Origin of the sequence: Halomonas sp. 328, from assembly GCF_015645095.1 — a bacterium.
Classification (GTDB): Bacteria; Pseudomonadota; Gammaproteobacteria; order Pseudomonadales; family Halomonadaceae; genus Bisbaumannia.
This window is the reverse complement of record NZ_JADOTW010000025.1, coordinates 37,642-58,322: the sequence shown is the minus strand read 5'-3', so window position 1 is coordinate 58,322 and position 20,681 is coordinate 37,642. Positions and strand designations below refer to the sequence as shown.

The window sequence follows — 20,681 nt, the reverse complement described above, 5'->3', positions numbered from 1 at the left end:
ATATTCGTCGCCGTCCCCGATCCCTATAATGTGGCTCATTTGCCAGCCGAGGAGAGACCGTGGCGCACCGCCTCGACGACGTGATCGCCCTGTTCGATGGGCTCTTCGCCGACACCTACGGCACCCGATTGGTGCGCGGCGGCGACGAGCCGCTCTATCGCCCCGCGGATGCCGACTGCCCCTGCCATCGGGTGATCTTCGCCCGGGGCTTCTACGCCAGTGCCCTGCACGAGATCAGCCACTGGTGTATCGCCGGGGCCCGCCGCCGCCTGCAGGAGGACTACGGCTACTGGTATCTGCCCGATGGTCGTGATGCCGAGCAGCAGCGCGCCTTCGAGGCGGTGGAGGTGGCCCCCCAGGCGCTGGAATCGCTGTTCGCCGCGGCGGCCGGCCGCGACTTTCACGTCAGCGTCGATAACCTGGGGGAGGTCGAGGTGGACCGCCAGGCCTTCCAGGCCCGGGTGGCGGCGCGGGCGGCGCGCTACCTCGAGGAGGGGCTGCCGCGCCGTGCCGCGGCCTTCCGGGAGGCGTTGGCGGCGTATTATGGTGACGGTCAGACGCTCGAGACGGCCATTGCTCGGGGGAGAGAGCGGCTGGCCGTCGAGGCGCTGCCTGCCTAGGCGTCTTCCTCCGTCAGGCGCTGATGCAGGGCCAGCATCACTTGTACCTCCTGGTCGGCGCGCAGCGGCTCCAGGCCCAGTTCGCCGAACAGCTCATTGCGGCGGCGGATCCACTCGCCGGCGGGCAGGTCGGGGTAGAGGGACTCCGCCGGGGCCAGCTCCACGAAGGGGTCGAGGCCGAACGCATCGAAGAGCCGCGCCAGGGCCGACTCGTCGTCACTGACCCCGGCGGTGAGCAGGGTCTCGCTGAAGTGGTCATTCTCCAGCTCGCGGATCACGTCCAGGGGACTGACGCCGAGCCCCTCCAGCTCCTCCAGGCTGTAGTCGCCCAGGGCGACGAGTTCGTCATCCAGCCAGCTGTCGTCGGGCTGGATCAGGGTGTGCTTGACCTGACCATCGGGCAGGCTCCAGGCGATGGCCAGGGGCAGGCCGCCATCCTCACCGGTCTCGACGGCGATAAAGCCAGGAAAGTCGGCCATCTCAGGGTTCCTCTTCGGGGCAGGGTAGGGCAAAGAAGGCGCGGGCCGTGGCGCTGGTGGCCTCGGCCAGGGCCAGGGGGGACTCGCCGCGCCAGTGGGCGATCTCGTCCAGGATAAAGGGTAGCAGCGCCGGCTCGTGGCGACGGCCCTTGAGCTTGGCCGGCAGGTTGCGCGGCAGCAGGTAGGGGCAGTCGGTCTCGAGCATCAGGCGGCTGGCGGGGATGTCCCGTACCAGGTCGCGCAGGTGGTGCCCACGTCGCTCGTCGCAGATCCAGCCGGTCAGGCCGATATGCAGGTCGAGGTCCAGGTAGCCGTGCAGGGTGGCCCGCTCGCCGGTGAAGCAGTGCACCACCGCCTGGGTGATATCGTCCCGCCAGTGGCGCAGCATCTCGGTCATGCGTCGCCCGGCGTCCCGCTCGTGAATGAACAGCGGCAGGCGGCGCTCGGCGGCCTGCTGCAGCTGCGCCTCGAAGGCGTGCTCCTGTTCGGCGGGGGTGGAGAAGTTGCGGTTGAAGTCGAGGCCGCACTCGCCCACCGCCACCACCTCGGGCAGGGCGTGGAGCGCCGCCATGGCGGCGGCCAGCTCGCCATTCCAGCGGCTGGCATCGTGGGGGTGGACGCCAGCGGTGGCGTAGCAGCCGGGGATCTCCCGGGCCAGGGCCACCGCCTGTTCGGCATGCTCCCGGTCGGTGCCGGTGAGGATCAGGGTGGTGACATTGGCCGCCCGGGCACGCTGGATCACCGCCTCCCGGTCGCGGGCGAAGCTCTCGTGGGTCAGGTTGGCACCAATGTCCACCAGGGGGGCCGGCGCACGCCGGCGCAGCGCCTCGGGCAGAATGTCATCGAAGTCGGCCAAGGCCAGGGTCTCCTTGCTGAGCGGGCGCCTAGTGTAACCAAGCCCACCCGACCTCGGCCATGCGTTACACTAGCGCCTTTGCCGATTCGATGAGGATTGCGTGTGACCCTGTTACGTCTGGAACAGCTGCAGCTCGCCTATGGCCCCCAGGTGCTGCTCGATGGCGCCGAGCTGGTGCTGGAGAAGGGCGAGCGCCTGGCCCTGGTGGGCCGCAACGGCACCGGCAAGTCGACCCTGCTCAAGCTGGTCTCCGGGGAGATCCTGCCCGACGGGGGGCATATCTGGCGGGCGCCGGGCCTCAAGGTGGGGGTGCTGGCCCAGGACCTGCCGGTGGCCACCGGCGAGACCATCTTCGACGTGGTGGCTCAGGGCCTGCCCGAGGCGGGAGCGCTGCTCGCCGAGTATCACCACCTGGTGCAGCAGGACGACCCGGACATGCGGCGCATGGCGGCCTTGCAGACTCAGCTGGAGGCGATCGATGGCTGGTCCTTCACCCAGCGTATCGACGTCATCCTGACCCGCCTGGGCCTGCCGGCGGACGACCTGATGACCTCCCTCTCCGGGGGCTGGCGGCGCCGGGTGGCCCTGGCCCGGGCCCTGGTGGCCGACCCCGACCTGCTGCTGCTGGACGAGCCCACCAACCACCTGGACCTGGACACCATCGCCTGGCTGGAGGAGCAGTTGCTGGCCTTCCAGGGCGCCGTGCTCTTTATCACCCACGACCGGGCCTTCCTGTCGCGGCTGGCCACCGGCATTCTCGAGCTCGACCGGGGACGGCTCGGTCGCTACCCCGGCGACTACGCCAAGTATCAGGCCCAGAAGGCCCATGAGCTGGAGGTGGAGGCCAAGGAGAACGCCGAGTTCGACAAGAAGCTGGCCCAGGAGGAGGCGTGGATTCGCCAGGGCATCAAGGCCCGGCGCACCCGCAACGAGGGGCGCGTGCGGGCGCTGGAGCAGATGCGTCGCGAACGCAGCCAGCGCCGCGAGCGCCAGGGCAACGCCAACCTCTCGGTGGACAGTGGCGAGCGTACCGGCAAGCGGGTGGTGGAGCTGACCCATGTCACCCAGCGCTTCGGCGACGAGGCGGTGATCCGCGACCTCAGCCTGGAGATCCAGCGTGGCGACCGCATCGGCTTCATCGGCCGCAACGGCGCCGGCAAGACCACCCTGCTGAAGATCCTGCTCGGCGAGCTGGAGCCCAGCGAGGGGCAGGTGCGCCTGGGCACCAACCTCAAGGTGGCCTACTTCGACCAGCTACGCGCCGGCCTGGAGATGGACAAGAGCGTCTACGACAACGTGGCCCAGGGCAGTGACCGGGTCACGGTGGGGGGCAAGGATCGCCATGTGATCAGCTACCTCCAGGACTTCCTGTTCACCCCGGAGCGGGCCCGCCAGCCGGTCAAGGTGCTCTCCGGCGGCGAGTCCAATCGCCTGCTGCTGGCCAAGCTGTTTACCCAGCCGGCCAATGTGCTGGTGCTCGACGAGCCCACCAACGACCTGGACGTGGAGACCCTGGAACTGCTCGAGGAGCTGCTGCTCGATTTCGAGGGCACCCTGCTGCTGGTCTCCCACGACCGGACTTTTATGGACAACGTGGTGACCGGGGTGCTGGCCTTCGAGGGCGATGGCCGGGTGCGCGAGTACGTGGGCGGCTACAGCGACTGGGTACGCCAGGGCGGCAAGCTGCCGCCGGCACCCTGGGAAGGTGCGGCGCGGCAGCGGGCCGAGCCGGTGGCCGATGTCGTCGAGGAGGCGGCGGCGGTGCAGAAGGCGGTCAAGCCTGCGGCCAGGAAGCCCGCCAAGCTCTCCTACAAGTTGCAGCGGGAGCTCGACGGCCTGCCGGCACGCATCGAGCAGCTGGAGGCGGAGGTGGCCGAGCTCGAGGCCAAGGTGGGCGATCCCGACTTCTATCAGCAGGAGGCGACCCGGGTCACCGCGACCCTGGAGGCGATGGGCGCCAAGCAGGCCGAGCTGGACGAGGCGATGGAGCGGTGGATGGAGTTGGAGGCGCTCGCCGCCGGGGAGTAAGCGATAATTCGCTACTGCGCTCGATATCTTGACCGCCGGCGGTGCTCGGAATCCTTATGTAGCAGGCTACACTCCGGTTCCTGCGCTCCGGCGGCGATCAACCTATCATCGCTCGCTACGCGAATTCTCTGCTTCCTCAGGAGACCCGAGGAAGAGGGGCGATAGTGTCCAGGGACTTATTCGTCGCTCTCTTCGCCCTTCTTACCAACCCGCACTGCCAGGACGTCGCACTGGGCGCCGTGGAGCACCCCGGTAGAGGTGGAGCCCAGCAGCAGGGCGAAGCCGTGGCGACCATGGGAGCCGACCACGATCAGGTCCACGTCGTGCTCCTCGGCGAAACGGTGGATCTCGGTGTCGGGCATGCCCACCACCACGTGCTGGTTCTCCTTGGGCACCTGGTGGGGGTCGGCGATTTCCGCCAGGCGCTGCTTGGCGTGATCGTCGAGCTGGTCCTGGATGCTGGTCAGGTCCATGGGGATATCGCCGCCGTAGGCGAAGCCCAGCGGCTCCAGGGTGTGCATGATGGAGAGCTTGGCCTGGTTGCGCTCGGCGATGGGCAGGGCGCGCTCCAGGACCTTGTGAGAATCCTTGGTCAGGTCGACGGCGACCAGGATATGGCGGTATTCGTTGCTCATGGGACTCCTCGCATGGCGACAGCGGGCTGATACCCCTACTCTAGGCGCTTTGCCGGGCCTGGAACAACGACTTATATCAACGTTTTGTGACATTCGACGGAGCAGCCATGAGCTGGGTAATCATTCTCTTCGTGCTGGCGCTGATCGTCTCGCCGGTGATGTGGCTCAAGCCGAGTCCGCGTCAGAAGCGGGTGGCGGGGCTTCGCGATGCCGTGATCAAGGCAGGCATCGAGGTCAAGCTGGAGACGCCGCCACTGCACCCCGCCCCCAAGGCGATGCCCGCCTACCGCTGGCGCTATCCCCAGGAGCGTCCCGGGCCCACCTTCGTGCTGGTGCGCGACAGTGAGGCCGGAACCTCCCTCAAGCCCTGTCATGCCGGTTGGCGCTGGCGCACCGAGCCGCTGCGGCCCCTGCCGGAGGCGGCCCAGGAGCGTCTCTTCCACCTGCTGGAGCGGTTACCCCAGGATGCCCTGGTGCTGGAATCCAACGAGCATGCCCTGACCCTCTGGTGGTACGAGTCCCAAGGCCCGGAGCGCTTTCTTTCCTATCAGGACGCCTTCCTCGGGCTGCGCGATGGCCTGGCGGGGCGCCCGGATCGCCCCCGCGCTCGACACCAGGGCTGAGTCCCTCGGCCAGACACAGCGACGGCGCCCTTGGGCGCCGTCGCTGCATGAGGGGCCTAAGGGCGAGGCTTATCCTTCGCCGTCGCGACCCTGAATGCGCAGGCCATTCTCCTCGATCCGCGCCAGCAGGGCGTCGAGCTGATAGACCTCGTCGTCGCTGAGCCCGGCCAGCATCTCCTGGCGCGCCTCGGCCACCACCGCATCGATCTGCTGCAGCAGAGGGGTCGCCGCCTCGGTGAGGAAGATCCGCTTGGTGCGGCGATCCTGATCGCAGGGGCAGCGCTCCACCAGGCCCTGTTCGGCGAGCTGATCCAGGGTGCGCACCAGGGAGGGCGCTTCCACGCCGATGGCCCGGGCCAGGTCGCACTGGGGCTGGCCATCGCCGAGGCGCCATAGATGGTAGAGGGTCACCCAGCGAGTCTGGGTCAGCCCCAGGGGTGCCAGGCGCTGATCGAGGATGGCCCGCCACAGGCGCGGCAGGCGAGAGAGTCGGAAACCGATATTCTGGTGCATGGGTCTTCGTGTTTGCAGGCTAATTGTTACATTGTCCGGAGGCGTCGATGCCATTGCAAGCACTGGCGGCCGTAGGTTGATCGTTTGGCGTGGAAAAAGCGTCGGACGGCCCGGGCGTGACGCTATTCGCGAGGCATGCCTGGCAGCATGCGCCGCCACTCCAGCCCGGGGATGCCCGTGGGGACGCGAATCTCGCCATCGGCCTGCTGGCTGGCCGTTTCGTCCACCGTAAAGCGCAGGCTGCCCAGGCGCTGGCCGGAGCCGGTGACGATATCGATGCGCCAGTCGCCACTCGGGGCCTCGGGGAAATTGAGCTTGTGGCTCCAGGCCCGATAGCCCGCCTCGCGGCCGCCACGCACCCTGAGGGGGATGCGGTCGAGCAGTTCTCCCTGGTGGCGCCATTCGTGGTAGATGGTCTCCTCCAGGCCGCGGGGCGCGCGGATCGCCGTATAGGCGTAGAGCCCCTCCCGGGCCAGGGCCTCGGGGGTCAGGTCGAGCTCGCCCACCGGGGTGCGGCTCTCGCGATCCAGCTGCGGGGCCAGGGCGCTGCCGGTCATCCACAGATGCACCGGAGGCACCCAGGCGCGTCCCGACCAGGCGGCGCCGGCCAGCAGCAGGGCCACCCCCAGCAGGGCCAGCCAGCTGCGCCAGCCCTTGGGACGCAGCAGGTGGGTGAGGCTCGGCAGGGCGAAGACCACCATGGCCAGCAGGGCATAGCCGAGGCTCTCGGCGGTGCTCAGGGAGAAGAGCAGTGGCAGGGTCACCAGCACCACCAGGAAGACGCACTGGGCGTGGAAGGCGAAATAGAGCCACCGCCAGCGTCCGGCCAGTCGATAGTAGAGGGGGTCGAGGATCGAGAGGGTGGCCAGGCCGATCAGCAGCAGGGTAAAGAGGGCCTGGCCGCTGGCCCAGACGGTGGTGGCCAGCAGGAAGGGCAGGCAGAAGAACAGCGTCTCCTGATGAATCAACTGGGCGACGAAGGTGGTGACCCCCCGCGACAGGGTCGGGTAACCGAGGCGGGCCAGCAGCCGTCCGACCACGCCCTCACCGAGCAGCAGTACCCAGGCCAGCAGCATGCCCAGGGCCAGCGCCCCCCCCAGCCACTGCTGGCGATCCACCAGGAAGAAACTCAGCACGCCGGCGCCGAAGGCGATGGGTGGCCATAGCCACAGATAGGGGCGAAGCCGGGTCAGGCTCGCCTCGAGGCCGCCCTGCAGACGCCGCAGTCGCGGATGCGCATCGGGCGAGGCGGAAGCAGGGGTGTCAGGCATCGTGGGCCTCGTGATGGAAATCTTCGCGCAGGCTAGCAGGGGAGGCGCTAAGGTGGGAGTCGCCTCCTGACGACAAGCGGCGCAAGGATGGCGCAGTCGGATTCAGTATCGACCATTCGCCGAGAGAAGGGGACTTGACGTCGCGGCCAAGCTGAACCAAGCTAGCCACAAATCAAACGGCCGTATGAATGCATACCGTCTTCCGGCATCCAACCCTGTGTGGAGATACGTGGATGATTTATCAAGGCAATGCCATCACGGTGGCGAAGAACGGCGAGGGGATCGCCCGACTCACCTTCGACCTCAAGGACGAATCCGTCAACAAGCTCTCCGGTGCCGTGATCGAGGAGCTGGGCGAGGCCGTCAAGGCGCTCCAGGCCGAGAGCGGCCTTCAGGGGCTGGTGATCGATAGCGCCAAGGCGGTCTTTATCGTCGGCGCCGATATCACCGAGTTCCATGGCGTCTTCGAGAAGGACGAGGCCTTCCTGGTGGAGATGAACCAGCGGGTCCACGCCATCTTCAATGCCATCGAGGATCTTCCCTTTCCCACCGTCACCGCCATCAACGGCATCGCCCTGGGCGGCGGCTGCGAAGTGGCCCTGACCACCGATTACCGGGTGATGGCCGACTCCGCCAAGCTGGGCCTGCCCGAGACCAAGCTGGGCATCCTGCCGGGCTGGGGCGGCTGCGTGCGCCTGCCGCGGCTGATCGGCGCCGACAACGCCATCGAGTGGATCGCCGGCGGTACCGAGAACAAGGCCGCGGCGGCCCTCAAGATGGGCGCCGTGGATGCGGTGGTACCGGGGGATCAGCTCGAGGCCGCGGCCCTGGACCTGCTGGCCCGTGCCGCCAGCGGTGAGCTGGACTACCGGGCCCGCCGCGCCGAGAAGACCTCGCCGCTCAAGCTCGGCCCCATCGAGCAGATGATGGCCTTCGAGACCGCCAAGGGCTATGTGGCCGGCAAGGCCGGGCCGCACTACCCGGCGCCGGTGGAGTCGATCAAGGTGATCCAGAAGGGCGCCGGGGAGTCCCGCGAGCGGGCCCAGGCCATCGAGGCCAAGGCCTTCGCCAAGCTGGCCAAGACCGACGTCTGCTTCAACCTGGTGGGCCTCTTCCTCAACGACCAGCTGGTCAAGAAGAAGGCCGGCCAGTACGAGAAGCAGGTCGAGCCGATCCAGCAGGCCGCGGTGCTGGGCGCCGGTATCATGGGCGGCGGCATCGCCTACCAGAGCGCCTCCAAGGGCACCCCCATCCTGATGAAGGACATCAAGGAGGAGGCCCTGGAGCTGGGCCTCAAGGAGGCCCGCAAGCTGTTCGCCAAGCAGGTGGAACGCAAGAAGCTGACCACCGAGCAGATGGCCGAGAAGCTCAGCCACATTCGCCCGACCCTCTCCTATGGCGACTTCGGTCACGTCGACCTGGTGGTCGAGGCGGTGGTCGAGAACCCCAAGGTCAAGGAGGCGGTCCTCACCGAGCTGGAAGGCCTGGTGGACGAGAAGACCATCCTCACCTCCAACACCTCGACCATCTCCATCGATCGCCTGGCCCGGAATCTCAAGCGTCCCGAGAACTTCTGCGGCATGCACTTCTTCAACCCGGTGCATCGCATGCCCCTGGTCGAGGTGATCCGCGGCGAGAAGAGCAGCGACGCCGCCGTGGCGGCCACCGTGGCCTACGCCCGCGCCATGGGCAAGACCCCCATCGTGGTCAACGACTGCCCGGGCTTCCTGGTCAACCGGGTGCTCTTCCCCTACTTCGGCGGCTTCAGCCTGCTGATGGAGCAGGGCGCCGACTTCCAGCGCGTCGACAAGCTGATGGAGAAGTTCGGCTGGCCCATGGGCCCCGCCTACCTGCTCGACGTGGTGGGCATGGACACCGCCGTGCACGCCGGCGAGGTGATGGCCGAGGGCTTCCCGGAGCGCATGGGTAGCCTGGGTGGCGGCGGCGACAAGAGCGCCATCCAGCTGATGTTCGAGCGCGAGCGCCTGGGCCAGAAGAACGCCAAGGGCTTCTACGCCTACGAGGAAGACAAGAAGGGCAAGCCGAAGAAGGTGGTGGACGAGGCCGCCATCGCCCTGGTCAAGGAAGTGGCCAAGGAGAGCCGCGAGCTCTCCGACGAGGAGATCATCGCCCGCATGATGGTGCCGCTCTGCCTGGAGACGGTGCGCTGCCTGGAAGACGGTATCGTCGGCAGCGCCGCCGAGGCGGACATGGCGCTGATCTACGGCATCGGCTTCCCGCCGTTCCGCGGTGGCGCCCTGCGCTACATCGACGCCCTGGGCGTGGCCGAGTTCGTGGCCCAGGCCGAGTGCCTGGCCGAGGAGCTGGGGCCCCTCTACGCCCCCACCGAGACACTGCGTCAGATGGCCGCCGACGGCGCCCGCTTCTACGCCTGATCCACCGCCTGAAGGAGAATGAAGATGAGCTTGAATCCGAGAGATGTCGTGGTGGTGGATGGCGTCCGTACCGCCATGGCCAAGGCCAAGAACGGTGCCTTCCGCAACGTGCGCGCCGAGAACCTCTCCGCCGCCGTCATGGAGGCGCTGCTGACACGCTCCCCGGGCCTCGACCCCGCCGAGATCGACGACGTCATCTGGGGCTGCGTCAACCAGACCCTGGAGCAGGGCTACAACATCGCCCGTAACGCCGCCATCATGACCGGCATCCCGCGCAGCGTGCCGGGGCAGACCGTCAACCGCCTGTGCGGCTCCTCGATGAGCGCCCTGCATATCGCCGCCGCCAATATCCGCGCCGGCATGGGCGACGTCTACCTGGTGGGCGGCGTCGAGCACATGGAGCATGTCTCCATGATGCATGGCGTCGACGTCAACCCGGCGGTCAGCAAGCACGCCGCCAAGGCCGGCATGATGATGGGCCTGACCGCCGAGCTGCTGGGCAAGATGCACGGCATCGGCCGCGAGGAGCAGGACGCCTTCGGCGTGCGCTCCCACCAGCGCGCCCAGGCCGCCGCCGAGGCGGGCCGCTTCGACAACGAGATCATCGGCGTCGAGGGCCATGACGAGCGGGGCTTCAAGATCCTGGTCAAGCGCGACGAGGTGATCCGCGCCGATGCCAGCCTGGAGAAGATGGCCGCCCTCAAGCCGGTCTTCGACCCGCGCAACGGCACCGTCACCGCCGGTACCTCCTCGGCGCTCTCCGTGGGCGCCTCCGGCATGGCGGTGATGAGCTACGAGCGCGCCCAGGCCCTGGGCCTGGAGCCCATCGCCCGGGTGCTCTCCACCGGCGTGGCCGGCTGTGACGCCGCCATCATGGGCTATGGTCCGGTGCCGGCCTCCAAGCAGGCCCTCAAGGCCGCCGGCCTGACCATCGACGATATCCAAACCGTGGAGCTCAACGAGGCCTTCGCCGCCCAGGGCCTGCCGGTGCTCAAGGACCTGGGCCTGCGCGACGCCATGGAGGAGAAGGTCAACCTCAACGGCGGCGCCATCGCCCTCGGCCATCCCCTGGGCTGCTCCGGCACCCGCATCTGCACCACCCTGCTCAACGTGATGCAGCAGCAGGACACCACCCTGGGCCTGGCCACCATGTGTATCGGCATGGGCCAGGGCGTGGCCACGGTGTTCGAACGCCTGAAGTAAGCCCCACCCTCGCCAACCTAGCGTTGGCCCCGCAACGCCGCCCCCGTGTCGCCACGGGGGCGGCGTTGTGCGTTACTAACCCGGCGTCGCAAGGCGACACGCCCGGACTGTCCCAGGCTGCGACACCGGGCCCGGGCGGGGTGCCCCGTCAGTCCTCGGGTTATGGGGTAGTGGCTTGATATAACGATAAAAAACAGCTGCTGGCCCGGAACTTCCATAGTCACTGACATGGCGGGCTCTGGCCCCCAGTGCCTGACAATAACAACGAGGAGAGATTGCCTTGAGAACGCTGTCCCCCCTGCGAGGCCTCTGTCTGGTGGCCATCGCCTCGACCCCGCTGATGGCCGGCGCCGACCCCGGCGAGGAGGCCATCAATCGCTACTGCTCCGGTTGCCATCAGGTCGGTAACGGCGACAACGGCTGGAGCCGCATCAGTGCCCAGCGCAAGACCCCAGAAGGCTGGGACATGACGGTGGCGCGCATGCAACTGATGCACGGCCTGGAACTGCCCGGCGAGGCGCGTCGCGATATCGTCAAGTACCTGGCCGATACCCGGGGCCTGGCCCCCGAGGAGAGCGCCCCCCAGCGTGCGCTGATTGAGCGCCGCCTCAACCGCATCGAGTCCTTCGACCACCCCAGCTACCAGGAGATGTGTGCCCGCTGCCATACCGGTGGCCGCGCCCAGCTGCAGCGGCGCCCCCTGGAGGAGTGGGAACACCTGATGCACTTCCATGTGGGCCAGTTCCAGACCATCGAGTACCAGGCCATGGCCCGGGATCGCGACTGGTTCGATCTCGCCCTGGATGAGATCGCCCCCTGGCTCGCCGAGACCCAGGGCCTCGAGAGCGCGGCCTGGGACGCCTGGCAGCAGGCCGAGGGGGGCTCCCCCGAGGGCGACTGGCAGCTCTGGGGCCACTGGCCCGGCGAGGGCGACTTCTATGCCGACGTCACCATCAGTGCCGCCGAGGGCGAGGACGCCTATGCCCTGAGCCTGGCCGGCGCCTTCACCAGCGGGCGCTCGCTCGAGGGCGCGGGCCAGGCCATCGTCTATACCGGCTACGAGTGGCGTGCCAACCTGAGCCTCAACGGCCGCGACTTCAAGCAGGTGCTGGACCTCTCCGAGGCGCGCCCCGGCGGACGCATCTTCGACGACCACGACGAGGCCTTCGGTATGCAGGTCACCATGGTGCCCAGCGAGGCCGCCGCGCCGGGCCTGGTCGCCAGCCTGCCGGCGTCGCTGAAGGCCGGCGAGCGTCGCCGCCTGGTGCTGCTGGGCCAGGGCCTCGGGGAGGGCGAGATCGACCTGGGCGAGGGCGTCACGGTGCGCGAGGTGATCGAGCGCGGCGACACCCGCCTGGTGCTCGACGTGGAGGTGGCCGCCGACCTGACGCCTGGCTGGCTGCCGGTGGTCGTCGGCGACCGGCGCCACGAGCAATTGCTCGCCGGCTACCAGCGCGTGGACCGCCTCGAGGTCAGCCCGGCGCTCGGCGTGGCGCGCATCGGCAACGACCGCACCCCGCCGGTGAGCGGCGTCTTCAGTGCCCTGGGCTACCTGGGCGAGGGCGAGGAGGCCATTCCGCTCGGCCAGGTGCCGGTGCGCTGGAGCGTCGCCCCCTGGGACGAGATCGCCGAGCGCGACGAGGACGCCAAGTTCGCCGGCGTGCTGGACGCCGCCACCGGCATCTTCTCGCCGGCCGGCGCCGGCCCCAATCCGCTGCGGCAGTACAACGCCAACAATGTCGGCAACCTGCGGGTCACCGCCAGCGTGGTGGGCCAGGAAACCGTCCAGGACGAGGCGCAGCTGATCGTCACCGTGCAGCGCTGGAACAACCCGCCGCTTCGCTAACCCAGGACCAGGAGAGCATCATGGGAATCTTGCAAGCGATACCCCAGAACCTGCACCGGGTGGAGGTGGAAGGCCAGCCGCTGTGGTTCCATATCCCCACCACCAGCCTGTTCGCCCCGGACGCCCTGAGCGAGGAACTCCTCGCCCTGGCCGGGCGCGGGGAGGGGCTCGATAGCCGGGCCCTGCCGGCGCGGCTGACCCGGCGGGCCAGCGGCGACGACATCGAGGCGCGCCTGGCGCAGCTCAAGGCGCTGAAGCTGGTCACCGATGGCGCGGTGCAGGCCTACAACCCCAGGGTCGAGGTGGAGCAGTTTCCGCTCTCCACCGTGGTACTCAACGTCAACACCGGCTGCAACCTGAGCTGCAGCTACTGCTACAAGGAAGACCTGGACAACCCCCGGGACGGCAAGAAGATGGACCTGGCCACCGCCCAGGCCTCCATCGAGATGATGTTGCGCGAGGCGCCGCACCGCGACCGCTACAACATCGTCTTCTTCGGCGGCGAGCCGCTCAGCAACATGCCGCTGATCCGCGAGGTGGTGGCCTGGGCCGAGCAACGCATCCACGGCCTCGGCAAGGCGGTGGACTTCACCCTGACCACCAACGCCACCCTGCTCAACGAAGAGAAGATCGCCTTCTTCGATGCCCATCGCTTCGGCCTGACGGTAAGCATGGACGGGCCCAAGGCGGTCCATGACAAGAACCGCATCGCCGTCAACGGCCAGGGCACCTATGACCTGGTGGCCAAGCGCATCAAGCCGCTGCTGGCCGGCTACCGCTCGCGGCCGGTGGGGGCCCGGGTCACCCTGACCCGCGGCATCACCGACGTGATCGGCATCCACGATCACCTGGTCAACGAGCTGGGCTTCGCCGAGGCGGGCTTCGCCCCGGTCACCTCCGGCGACATGGCCGCCTACAACCTCACCGGCGAGGAGCTCAAGACGGTCTTCGACGGCATGGTCACGCTCGGCGAGCGCGCCGTGGCGGCCGCCATCGAGGGCCGCGATATCGGCTTCGGCAACTTCAACCAGCTGCTCACCGATCTCTGGGAGGGGCGCAGCAAGGCGGTGCCCTGCGGTGCCGGCCTGGGGCTGGTGTCGGTGGATCATGCCGGCGACGTGCATCTCTGCCACCGCTTCACCGGCTCGGAGATGCCGACCTTCGGCAACGTCGACGCGGGGCTCGATCACGCCGGCCTCAAGCAGTTTATCGAGGCCAGGAGCGACCGCAGCGAGCGGGGCTGCAGCGACTGCCGGATCCGCAACCTCTGCTCCGGTGGCTGTTATCACGAGAGCTATGCCCGCTACGGCGACCCCATGACCCCCACCTACCACTACTGCGACCTGATGCGCGACTGGGTCGATTTCGGCATCCAGGCTTACGCGCGCATCCTGCGTCATAATCCCGAGTTTCTCGATGGCCCTCTGGCCGGGAGGCAGAGCGCATGAATCCTGACAAGCAGCTCGCCGACCGCAAGGCGGCAACCCCGACTGATATTCGACCAGACGGTCCCCTGGCCGGGAGGCAGAGCGCATGAATCCTGACAAGCAGCTCGCCGACCGCAAGGCGGCAACCCCGACGGATATTCGACCAGAAGTCCCCCTGGCCGGGAGGCAGAGTGTATGAGCAATCACAGTGATAACAACAAGACCATGACCCAGCTGGGGCTGGCGCCCCTCAACCGCAAGGCCCGGGAGATGGAGCGGGCCGCGACCCCGGAGGCCCTGGAGGAGGTCCAGGCCATGCAGACCATCGCCGGCTGTACCTCCAGCTTCGACCCGGGCTGGGAGGTGGACCCCTTCGGCGGCGTGGCCTCGCTCTGCCAGCCCATGGAGGCGGACCTCTACGGCTGCGCCGACCCCTGCTGGTGGCCCGCCCAGGTGCCGGACACCATGAACACCTACCCCCACTGGGGGGATGGGGCCGACCGCGCCGAGGACGACTGGCGCAAGCTCGACAGCGTCTACCCGGGAGGCGAGAAGTGATGAGAAACCCTGTGATGAAGCCGCTCAACCTGACCCTGGCGGGCCTGCTGGCCCTCGCCGCCCAGCCCCTGCTGGTCGATACTGCCGAGGCCGAGGAGGTACGCGAGTACCTGGTGACCATGGCCCGTCCCAACCAGCTGCATGTGATCGACCCCGAGGCCCGGGAGATCGTGCGCAGCTGCGACGTGGAGGGCGCCTTCGGCTCCGGCACCCTGCAGCTCTCCCCGGACGAGCGCATCGCCTATGTGCTGCATAATCGCTGGGAAGACGTGGTGGGCATCGACCTCACCAACTGCGAAGAGGTGTTCCGCGCCCGCCAGTCCAGTGGCAATGTGCGCGCCAAGGCCACGGCCTCCCTGGCACTGAGTCCCGACGGTAGCCGCCTCTATACGGTGCAGGATCGGGTACGCCTGCACCGCGATCATTACGAGGTGCTGGCGCCCCAACTGGCGGTCTATGACACCGCGGCGGGGCTCGATGCCGAACCCCTCGCCACCTTCCCGGCGCCGCGTCAGGTGACCACCATGGGCGCCGCCGAGGACGGCTATCTCTACCTGGCCGGGGCGGATATCTATCGGGTCGATCCGCAGAGCGGCGAGACCGAGGTCGCCATCGCCAATCGTCACTGGGATCGCCCCGGCTTCAGCCCGCCCGACTCCCTGGCCATGTGGTCCACCGGCGAGGTGACCAATGAGTTCCTGAGGCCCTATACGGTGGCGGAGCATCCCGGCGAGGAGAACGAGGCCTGGCACTGGGGCATCAGCCGGGTCGACCTGGCCAGCGGCGAGACCGAGAACAAGGAGATCGCCCCCTTCGAGTTCATCATCTTCTCCATGGTCTCCGACCCCCGCGAGCGCGATATCTTCTATGGGGTCTACACCCAGCTCAGCAAGCTGGATGCCCGCACCCGGGAGATCGTCGAGGTGATCGATCTCGACCACACCTACTACGTGATCAACACCTCCTACGACGGCTCGCGGATCTATCTGGGCGGCGCCTCCAGCGATATCGCCATCTATGATGACGACTTCAATGACCTGGGACGTATCCGCCTGCCCGGCGATATGAGTACGGCGACCCTAAAGGTCGCCCGCTTCTAGGCACTGCCTGAAACGGTCTGCGCTCGCCGACGTTTCAGACAGCACCTTGCGCGATTGCGTGGTCCGTTTGGCCGGGACTCGATAGAGTCGCCGGCCCTTTTTGCTGGAGAACTGCCCATGCCCGAGCCTGGCCACGACCCCACCCTTGCCCGCGACCCGGGCCAACTGCCCTGGGGATGGCTCTATCGGCCGCTGAAGGCGCGGCGGCTGGCGCTCGCGCGGTTGCTGGCACTGAGCCTGGTGGCGACCCTGCTGGCGCTGCTGCCGCCGCTGCTCACCCAGCGGCTGATCGACCAGGGCCTGATGCAGGGCGACTTCGCCAGCGTCGCCGCCTATGTGGCCGCCCTGGTGGCGGTGGGGCTTGCCGCCCTGGGCCTGCAGGGGCTGACGCGCCTGCAGCATGTGGCGCTCTCCGCCCGGCTGCTGCTGTCGCTGCGCCGCTCCCTGCTGCGTCACCTGTTGCGCCTGGCCCCGGGGCGCTGGCAGGCCCGCGGCCGGGGCGACCTGATGAGTCGCCTCGACGGCGACCTGTCGATCCTCCAGGGCTTCGCCCTGGATGGCCTGCTCGGCGGGCTCTCCAACCTGCTGGGACTGGTCGGGGCCCTGGCCATGATCGGCCTGTTCAGCCCCTTGCTGATGGTGCTGGTGGCGGTGTTGGTACCGATCCAGTGGCTGTGGCTGCGTGCCTGGCGCCCGGCCCTGACCCGCCGCCAGCAGGCGTTGCGGCAGCAGAGCGGCGAGCTCTCCGGCTTCTGGCAGGACACCCTGGCCCATGGCCCCTGGTTCCAGGGCCAGGCGCTGGAGGCCTCGCGGCTCAACCGCCTCCAGGGGCTCGGCCACGAACAGCTGCGGCGCCTCCTGGCGGTGCGCTGGGTGGGCTTCCTCAGCGACCTGGGGCCCCAGTTGATCCTCGCCCTGGCCCGGGCCGGGGTGCTGCTTCTGGGCGGCTACCTGGTGATCCAGGGGCGCTTGCAGCTCGGCGAGCTGGTGGCCCTGCTGGCCTATCTGGGCATGGTGATGGCGCCCATCGGCGGCCTGCTCGGCCTCTATGGCGGCTGGCAGCGGGCCCGGGTCAGCGCGGCGCGCCTCGCCGAACTCTTCGATGAGCCCGCCATGCGCGATCCCTACCGGGGCGAACGACCCGATGGGCCCGGGGAGATCCGCCTCGAGGGGCTGCGCTTTCGCCATCCCGGCCAGGCCGACTGGCTGCTGGGTGGTGTCGACCTCGAGCTCCCGCCGGGTCACAAGGTACTGATCGACGGCCCCACGGGCGCTGGCAAGAGCAGCCTGATCCGCTTGCTGCTGGGCCTGGAGGCCCCCGAGTCGGGCGAGATCCGCGTCGATGGCGTGCCGCTCGAGGCGCTCGCCCGCCGCCACTGGCTCAAGCGAGTGGCCTGGGTGGAGCAACACCCCAGCCTGCTGCGTGGCAGCCTGGCCGAGACCCTGCGTGCCCTGGCCCCCGAGGCCAAGGAAGCCGAGCTGATCGAGGCGCTGGCGCGGGTCGGCCTGGGGGAGTGGGTCGACGCCTTGCCCCAGGGCCTGGCCACCGAGCTGGGCGACTTGGGCGGCAAGGTCTCCGGCGGCCAGCGGGCGCGCCTGGCCCTAGCCCGGGCGCTGCTCAAGAAGCCGCGCCTGGTGCTGCTCGACGAGCCCACCGCGGCGCTGGACCCGGCGGCCGCCCGGGCCTTCGATGCCCTGCTCGACGAGGTGCTGGGCGACACCACCCGGTTGATCATCAGCCACCAGGGGGGCCACTTCGGTCACCTGGATGCCCGCTACCGCCTCGAGGGCGGGCGGCTGATCGCGGGGGAGGCGGCGTCATGTCTCTAATACCGGCCCTAACACCGACCCTGGGGCTGATCGATAGCGGCGTGCCGGCGGGCACGCCCCTGGCACGTTTCCATTCGCCGGTGGGCGCCGACCCCGAGGATCGGTTGGGCCATGGGCGGGCCATCCTCGCCACCCTGAGCCACTATCTGCCGCCGCGGCGGCAGATCGCCCTCTATAAGCTCTTCGAGGCGCGCCTCACCGCCGATGCCGAGGCCCTGGCGACGGCCTTCGAGTGGCAGGCCGAGGCGCCACCGGCCTGGCTGCTGTGTAGCCTGGGACTGCCCCGGGCCGATGCCCGACTTCGGGCGGCCGTGGCGCGGCTTAAGGCCGCCGGCACCCGCATCGTCGCCTCGAGCCCGCGCTTCGGGGCGCCGGTCTATCCGGCGGCCTGGCCCGGGGTCATGGCGGTGACCGGCGACGCGGGCCTGGCCCCGGGGCCGCCCCGCCGAGGCCGCGACGGGCGCTGGTACGCCTGCGTCTGGGCGGCCCAGGAGGCGCCGGAGGACGGGGGCGAGGCGAGCCCCTGGCAGCCCTGGCAGATGGGGCCGCCGCCGGCGGGCATGCCGCCCCCCCTGGGTGGGGCCAGCTTCGCCGCGGCCCATGCCCTGGGCTACTGGCTGGCGGAGTCGGTGGAAGGCGTGAAAGCGACAGACGAGACGCTGGGCAGCGTCGGCCAGTCGGGGTGATCGGCCCACCAGCGGATGACGCCCGCGGCGGCGGGGCCGGCGGCGATCAATAGCGCCTGGGCCGCATCCTGGTCGCCGGCCTGCATGGCCCGCACCAGGGGCGCCAGGGGAGTGCCCGCCACCGCCTGGATGCCCAGGGGCTGGTCCGGGGTCATGACCAGCTCCCGTTTGGCCAGGCGGGTGCCGACGATGGCCAGGCCCCGCGCTACCCGCACGCATTCCCAGGGCTCCGGCCGATGCAGCGGTTGATGGTCGGGCCAGTGGCAGCGCGCCATCCAGTAGGAGAGCGGCTCGCCAGACATCGCGGCGTGATAGGCGGCCTGGCGATAGAAGTCGCGGCCGGCCCGGGCGAAACGCCAGTACTGGGCGTCCTGGCGGCGCTGATGGAAACGCTCCAGGGGGGCGATGGGCTGGCCCTCGAGCAGGCTATTCAATACCGGCGCCAGGCCATGGGCCGAGGAGAGGGCATTGAAGATGCCCTGGCCGGAGAGGGGGTCGATGGCCATGGCGGCATCCCCCAGGCGCCACAGGCGCCCCTCCCGGACCCGGGTGCGCCCCAGCAGGCTGGGGCGCTGGTAGTGGTGCTGGATGGGGGCATCACCCCAGAGCTTGGCCAGCTCGGGCTGGGCGGCCAGCCAGGCGTCAGGGGTCCGGCGCGCCTGGCCTAGTGTCGCCTCCGGCAGGGCCAGTTGCAGGTACTGCTGGCCGCTGAGCCGCGACCACCAGGCCCAGCCGCCGCCGGGCAGCGATAGGGCGGCACTGGCCGGCGTCGAGTCTGGGGTCAAGTTCGGGGCCGCACCGCGCAGGATCCAGGCCGGCGTCGACCAGGGCGCAGCGTCGCGAAAGTGGCGCCGCGCCGTCGCCCGGCCCCGGGCCTCCACGCCCCAGGGCGCGCTGAAGACGCGGCCATCCGCCAGGGTCAGCCGCGCCCGATCGCCGTTACTCGCCAGGGCCGTGATGCGTGCCTCGATCACCTGGATACCGGCCTCGCGCAGGTCCGCCAGCAGGGCGGCATCGAAGGCCGGACGCGGCAGCAGCCACTCGGCATTGGGGGTCCGCGCCTCGCCCCCCCAGGTGACTCGCCGGGGCAGGGGGCCCACCGCGCAGGCGGCGGCGCGATGCAACCCCAGGCCGGCCAGGGCCTGGAGGCTGCGTCGGGAAGCCCCCTCGATGGCCCGGTAGTCCCGGGCACGTCCCACCAGGGTGACCCGCCGGCCGGCGCGATGCAGCAGCATGGCCAGGGCGGCCCCGGCGGGGCCGCCGCCGGCGATCAGTACCTCCCCGGCCGCCTCATCATGCATCAGAAGAAGACCCCCACCAGTAGCTGGGCATAGAAGGACGTGTCGTCGTCGCCGAGCTGGATACCGCCCTCGGCCGCGCTCCTGTCGGGACTGTACCAGCCCAGCAGCGGCGAGACATAGAGCCAGTCGGTGGGCAGCCACTCGGCGTAGAGGTTGAGCTCGCGCCCGCCCATATCGGGCGGGCTGGTGCTGTCCCGACTCGAGAAGTCATAGGCCAAGAGCCCCAGGTGCAGGCTCTCGTTGACCGAGCCTTCCAGGCCCAGCCGCCACACCTCGGCGTTGCTGTTGAAGGGGCCGGCGTAGTTACCCGCCACCTCGCCCTGGAACCAGGTGCCATAGCCCCGGGTAAAGCCGTAGAAGAGCGCGTCCCAGCCCGCGGAGAAGCGGCTGTAGCGTAGCGACAGGGTCGGCTGGCCGGGCAGCTCGCTAAAGGTCCAGGCCGGCTCCAGGGCCCAGGCATGCTCGCGGGTGTCCTTGCGCTGATGGGCGACTTCGCCGCGTAGGGTCAGGGCCTCGTCGAGCAGGCGCTGCTCGGCGCGTAGCCCATAGACCTTCATGCCGTCGCGCTCGGCCAGGAAATCGTCGGCCTGGGTCTCGTCGACGCCCAGGCCACGCAGGAAGGTCGCCTCCACCAGGCCGCTGGCGTGCTCATGGGCGAGGGTCAAGGCGGCCATCTCGGTGCTGGCCTGGGCCGGGTTGTCCGACTCGAACCAGGCCAGTTGGCCCCGCCAGCCGTCGCGGCCCAGCGCCACCATGGCGGTGCGATCGAAGGCCTGGCGGCCGGCCAGGTAGTAGGCACCGCCGCGGTCGAGCTCCTCGCCCAGGGCGTCACCCAGGCTCAAGGCATCGCCGGCCACCAGGAAGCCGTCGCCGAGGGTGATCGGCTGACGTCCGGCGGAGACATCGAGGGTCCAGGGCGAGCCGCCCAGGGCCTCGCTGCGGTAGCCGACGAAGGCGTCCTCCAGGTCCAGTTCCCGCTCCCTGCCGGAGGTGAAGCCGGCGGCGTCGCCGTCACCCCAGGTGGCGGTGGCCACGGTGCTGACCCGACCATAGAGGCCGGACTCCTTGGGATTGAGTTCGGCGCCGAGGGTGACCACGCCCTCCTGCCAGCGGTAGCGGCGTGGCTCGGCGGCGCCGGTGGCATAGCCCCGGTCGCTGTGGAAGGCGCCCAGCAGCGCCTGGAGGTCGACATCCACCGTGGCGTGACCGAGATCGGCCATCTCAACGGCCTGGGTGGGCAGGGTGACGGCCAGCAGCAGGCCGCCCAGCGTCGTCGGCAGACGCCGGAAGCTCTTGTTGTTATGCATGG

General features: G+C 69.3%; 18 protein-coding genes. 11 read left to right on the top strand and 7 right to left on the bottom strand.

Annotated elements, in window-relative coordinates; genetic code table 11:
- Positions 1 to 59 precede the first annotated feature (59 nt).
- Positions 60 to 620 (top strand): elongation factor P hydroxylase, encoded by a 561-nt coding sequence (locus tag IHD13_RS13570; RefSeq protein ID WP_195861571.1) that lies wholly within the window; start codon positions 60 to 62, stop codon positions 618 to 620.
- Here IHD13_RS13570 and IHD13_RS13565 read toward each other — a convergent pair.
- Positions 617 to 1,099 carry a hypothetical protein gene (locus IHD13_RS13565; protein ID WP_195861570.1) on the bottom strand — a complete coding sequence of 161 codons (483 nt, stop codon included), beginning with the start codon at positions 1,097 to 1,099 and terminating at the stop codon, positions 617 to 619. The two genes, IHD13_RS13570 and IHD13_RS13565, sit on opposite strands and share 4 nt — an antisense overlap.
- 1 nt (position 1,100) lies before the next feature.
- Complete coding sequence (locus tag IHD13_RS13560; protein WP_195861585.1) at positions 1,101 to 1,961, bottom strand: TatD family hydrolase; 861 nt, start codon at positions 1,959 to 1,961, stop codon at positions 1,101 to 1,103.
- 96 nt (positions 1,962 to 2,057) lie between these two features.
- Here IHD13_RS13560 and abc-f point away from each other — a divergent pair, with 96 nt between their 5' ends.
- Positions 2,058 to 3,983 carry a ribosomal protection-like ABC-F family protein gene (gene abc-f, locus IHD13_RS13555; protein ID WP_195861569.1) on the top strand — a complete coding sequence of 642 codons (1,926 nt, stop codon included), beginning with the start codon at positions 2,058 to 2,060 and terminating at the stop codon, positions 3,981 to 3,983.
- 176 nt (positions 3,984 to 4,159) lie between these two features.
- Here the strand turns inward: abc-f and IHD13_RS13550 are convergent, their stop codons facing one another.
- Entirely contained in the window at positions 4,160 to 4,618 is a 459-nt protein-coding gene (locus IHD13_RS13550; protein ID WP_195861568.1) for a universal stress protein, read from the bottom strand.
- Positions 4,619 to 4,725: 107 nt separating this feature from the next.
- Between IHD13_RS13550 and IHD13_RS13545 the strand changes: the two genes are divergently transcribed.
- Positions 4,726 to 5,241: a preprotein translocase subunit YajC gene (locus IHD13_RS13545; protein WP_195861567.1), complete on the top strand. Its 516-nt coding sequence runs from the start codon at positions 4,726 to 4,728 to the stop codon at positions 5,239 to 5,241.
- A gap of 69 nt (positions 5,242 to 5,310) precedes the next feature.
- On the opposite strand, the gene slyA is transcribed toward IHD13_RS13545, so the two are convergent.
- A complete protein-coding gene (slyA, locus tag IHD13_RS13540) occupies positions 5,311 to 5,754 on the bottom strand; it encodes a transcriptional regulator SlyA (protein WP_195861566.1) in 444 nt (147 codons plus the stop codon).
- Between the two features lie 122 nt (positions 5,755 to 5,876).
- A complete protein-coding gene (locus IHD13_RS13535; protein WP_195861565.1) occupies positions 5,877 to 7,025 on the bottom strand; it encodes a DUF5924 family protein in 1,149 nt (382 codons plus the stop codon).
- 233 nt (positions 7,026 to 7,258) lie between these two features.
- Here IHD13_RS13535 and fadB point away from each other — a divergent pair, with 233 nt between their 5' ends.
- The 8 genes from fadB (at position 7,259) to IHD13_RS13495 (ending at position 18,071) form a co-directional block, all read left to right on the top strand.
- Positions 7,259 to 9,421: a fatty acid oxidation complex subunit alpha FadB gene (gene fadB / locus IHD13_RS13530; RefSeq protein WP_195861564.1), complete on the top strand. Its 2,163-nt coding sequence runs from the start codon at positions 7,259 to 7,261 to the stop codon at positions 9,419 to 9,421.
- Positions 9,422 to 9,445: 24 nt separating this feature from the next.
- Complete coding sequence (gene fadA / locus IHD13_RS13525; RefSeq protein ID WP_195861563.1) at positions 9,446 to 10,624, top strand: acetyl-CoA C-acyltransferase FadA; 1,179 nt, start codon at positions 9,446 to 9,448, stop codon at positions 10,622 to 10,624.
- Positions 10,625 to 10,904: 280 nt separating this feature from the next.
- Positions 10,905 to 12,470 (top strand): quinohemoprotein amine dehydrogenase subunit alpha, encoded by a 1,566-nt coding sequence (gene peaA / locus IHD13_RS13520; protein ID WP_195861562.1) that lies wholly within the window; start codon positions 10,905 to 10,907, stop codon positions 12,468 to 12,470.
- A gap of 20 nt (positions 12,471 to 12,490) precedes the next feature.
- The gene (gene peaB / locus IHD13_RS13515) at positions 12,491 to 13,918 is read left to right on the top strand and encodes a quinohemoprotein amine dehydrogenase maturation protein (protein WP_195861561.1); all 1,428 of its coding nucleotides are present in this window, start codon (positions 12,491 to 12,493) and stop codon (positions 13,916 to 13,918) included.
- Between the two features lie 174 nt (positions 13,919 to 14,092).
- The gene (gene qhpC / locus IHD13_RS13510) at positions 14,093 to 14,455 is read left to right on the top strand and encodes a quinohemoprotein amine dehydrogenase subunit gamma (protein WP_230086310.1); all 363 of its coding nucleotides are present in this window, start codon (positions 14,093 to 14,095) and stop codon (positions 14,453 to 14,455) included.
- Positions 14,456 to 14,469: 14 nt separating this feature from the next.
- Positions 14,470 to 15,555: a quinohemoprotein amine dehydrogenase subunit beta gene (peaD, locus tag IHD13_RS13505; protein WP_230086309.1), complete on the top strand. Its 1,086-nt coding sequence runs from the start codon at positions 14,470 to 14,472 to the stop codon at positions 15,553 to 15,555.
- Positions 15,556 to 15,672: 117 nt separating this feature from the next.
- Entirely contained in the window at positions 15,673 to 17,385 is a 1,713-nt protein-coding gene (locus IHD13_RS13500) for an ATP-binding cassette domain-containing protein (protein ID WP_195861559.1), read from the top strand.
- On the top strand, positions 17,376 to 18,071 hold the full coding sequence (locus IHD13_RS13495) for a hypothetical protein (protein ID WP_195861558.1): 696 nt from the start codon (positions 17,376 to 17,378) through the stop codon (positions 18,069 to 18,071). The genes IHD13_RS13500 and IHD13_RS13495 overlap by 10 nt, the downstream gene beginning before the upstream one ends.
- Here IHD13_RS13495 and qhpG read toward each other — a convergent pair.
- Together qhpG and IHD13_RS13485 are read right to left on the bottom strand one after the other, a co-directional pair.
- Positions 17,996 to 19,372, bottom strand: coding sequence for a flavin-dependent monooxygenase QhpG (gene qhpG / locus IHD13_RS13490; protein ID WP_195861557.1), 1,377 nt, complete (start codon positions 19,370 to 19,372; stop codon positions 17,996 to 17,998). The two genes, IHD13_RS13495 and qhpG, sit on opposite strands and share 76 nt — an antisense overlap.
- A complete protein-coding gene (locus IHD13_RS13485; RefSeq protein WP_195861556.1) occupies positions 19,372 to 20,679 on the bottom strand; it encodes a hypothetical protein in 1,308 nt (435 codons plus the stop codon). Before IHD13_RS13485 ends, qhpG begins: the two co-directional genes overlap by 1 nt.
- Between the last annotated feature and the right edge of the window lie 2 nt (positions 20,680 to 20,681).

Coding starts and splice junctions, on each gene's coding strand:
- IHD13_RS13565 (WP_195861570.1), bottom strand. CDS start 1,099: ATGGCCGACTTTCCTGGCTTTATCGCCGTCGAGACCGGTGAGGATGGC.
- IHD13_RS13550 (WP_195861568.1), bottom strand. CDS start 4,618: ATGAGCAACGAATACCGCCATATCCTGGTCGCCGTCGACCTGACCAAG.
- IHD13_RS13545 (WP_195861567.1), top strand. CDS start 4,726: ATGAGCTGGGTAATCATTCTCTTCGTGCTGGCGCTGATCGTCTCGCCG.
- slyA (WP_195861566.1), bottom strand. CDS start 5,754: ATGCACCAGAATATCGGTTTCCGACTCTCTCGCCTGCCGCGCCTGTGG.
- IHD13_RS13535 (WP_195861565.1), bottom strand. CDS start 7,025: ATGCCTGACACCCCTGCTTCCGCCTCGCCCGATGCGCATCCGCGACTG.
- fadB (WP_195861564.1), top strand. CDS start 7,259: ATGATTTATCAAGGCAATGCCATCACGGTGGCGAAGAACGGCGAGGGG.
- fadA (WP_195861563.1), top strand. CDS start 9,446: ATGAGCTTGAATCCGAGAGATGTCGTGGTGGTGGATGGCGTCCGTACC.
- peaB (WP_195861561.1), top strand. CDS start 12,491: ATGGGAATCTTGCAAGCGATACCCCAGAACCTGCACCGGGTGGAGGTG.
- qhpC (WP_230086310.1), top strand. CDS start 14,093: ATGAGCAATCACAGTGATAACAACAAGACCATGACCCAGCTGGGGCTG.
- peaD (WP_230086309.1), top strand. CDS start 14,470: ATGAAGCCGCTCAACCTGACCCTGGCGGGCCTGCTGGCCCTCGCCGCC.
- IHD13_RS13500 (WP_195861559.1), top strand. CDS start 15,673: ATGCCCGAGCCTGGCCACGACCCCACCCTTGCCCGCGACCCGGGCCAA.
- IHD13_RS13495 (WP_195861558.1), top strand. CDS start 17,376: ATGTCTCTAATACCGGCCCTAACACCGACCCTGGGGCTGATCGATAGC.
- qhpG (WP_195861557.1), bottom strand. CDS start 19,372: ATGCATGATGAGGCGGCCGGGGAGGTACTGATCGCCGGCGGCGGCCCC.
- IHD13_RS13485 (WP_195861556.1), bottom strand. CDS start 20,679: ATGCATAACAACAAGAGCTTCCGGCGTCTGCCGACGACGCTGGGCGGC.